Source organism: Allorhizobium paknamense, from assembly GCF_030815125.1.
GTDB lineage: Bacteria > Pseudomonadota > Alphaproteobacteria > Rhizobiales > Rhizobiaceae > Allorhizobium > Allorhizobium paknamense.
In genome coordinates, this window is record NZ_JAUSWH010000043.1 from 1 (window position 1) to 1,276 (window position 1,276).

General features: G+C 58.1%; 2 protein-coding genes. Both read right to left on the reverse strand.

Annotation, left to right across the window (positions count from 1 at the left end):
* Positions 1-42 precede the first annotated feature (42 nt).
* Entirely contained in the window at positions 43-840 is a 798-nt protein-coding gene (locus QO005_RS24155) for an IS3 family transposase (protein WP_307160564.1), read from the reverse strand.
* Entirely contained in the window at positions 837-1,199 is a 363-nt protein-coding gene (locus QO005_RS24160) for a transposase (protein ID WP_307160565.1), read from the reverse strand. Before QO005_RS24160 ends, QO005_RS24155 begins: the two co-directional genes overlap by 4 nt.
* Positions 1,200-1,276 lie beyond the last annotated feature (77 nt).

Sequence of the window (1,276 nt, forward strand, 5' to 3'; positions counted from 1 at the left end):
TTGGAGTGAACCCTTCGGGCTGGACCAGCGGGGCGCTTCAAACTAAGCCGCCTGCTGGGCGAGTTGGGTTTCAAATTCTTCTGGCGATCGATAGCCAAGGGCTGAGTGCAGCCGCTTGGCATTGTAGACTTCTTCGATGAACCTGGGCAATCGCTCGGCGACGTCAGCGAAGGTTTCATACTCAGCCGGATAGATGTCCTCTACTTTCAGAGTCTTCATGAAGCTTTCGGCCTGCGCATTATGGTATGGGTTGCCAACGGCGCTCATGGAACCCTGTAGGCCGGCGGCATCGAGCGCTCGTCGATAGGTCTCACTTGCGTATTGGCATCCGCGGTCCGTGTGGTGAATGCAGCCGGGCGGAGGCTTTCTGTTCTCGATGGCTGAATGTAGTGCGGCCAGCGCCAGCGGCGTATCCAGGCGTTTTGACAGACCGTAGCCGACGACTTTCCGGCTGCAAGCGTCGAGAATGACGGCAAGATAGCAAAAACCGACGGCTATGCGGATGTATGTGAAGTCAGCCACCCAGACCATGTCAGGCCGCGACGGGATAACATTGCGATAAAGGTTCGGGTAGATCGGTGAATCGTGATTGCTATCCGTCGTGCGAACATACCGCTTGCGCGGCTTGATCCCGAGGCCGTTGGCCCGCATGACGCGGGCGACACGCTTGTGATTAACGAGGTGGCCTCTTCGATGAAGCTCGTGTGTCACGCGCCGGTATCCGTAGCAGGGCAGCTCGTCCTGAATGTCTTCGATCATTGCAACGAGTTCCGCATCCCCCAGGTTCAACGCTCTCCCAGTTGATCGGTAATAGTAGGTGCTCCTCGGGAGATCGATCATTTTGCACCCCCGTCTGACAGAACAGGCCGGGGACCGGTGACGATGGAGGAGTTCCCGCTGTCTCCGGCGATCGGCTGGCGCGGTGTTTTTTTAACCAGGTCCAGCTCCATAGTGAGCTGGCCGACCTTACGTTCGAGCGCCGCAATGTGGGCCTCGTACTCCGCAATGACGCTGGCCTCGGCCTCTTCATCATTCAGCTCGCCGCGATCGAACTGCGTGAGCCATAACTGGATGAGGTTGGCCGAAACACCGTAGGAGCGCTGCGCGTCGCGCCGTCCGATAACGCCGTTTCGGATATCTTGGCAAAGCTGCAATTTGAACGGCGTCGAATGCCGTCGATATGGACCTCGGGACTTCATGAGCCTTCTCCGATAGAGGCCCGCAGAGTGTATCAGTTTTTCTTGCTCCCGTGGTCCAGCCCGAGGGGTTCACTCCA

What these genes read in the sequence shown, in the direction of transcription:
- QO005_RS24155 (WP_307160564.1), bottom strand. Translation starts at nt 840, where the DNA reads ATGATCGATCTCCCGAGGAGCACCTACTATTACCGATCAACTGGGAGA.
- QO005_RS24160 (WP_307160565.1), bottom strand. Translation starts at nt 1,199, where the DNA reads ATGAAGTCCCGAGGTCCATATCGACGGCATTCGACGCCGTTCAAATTG.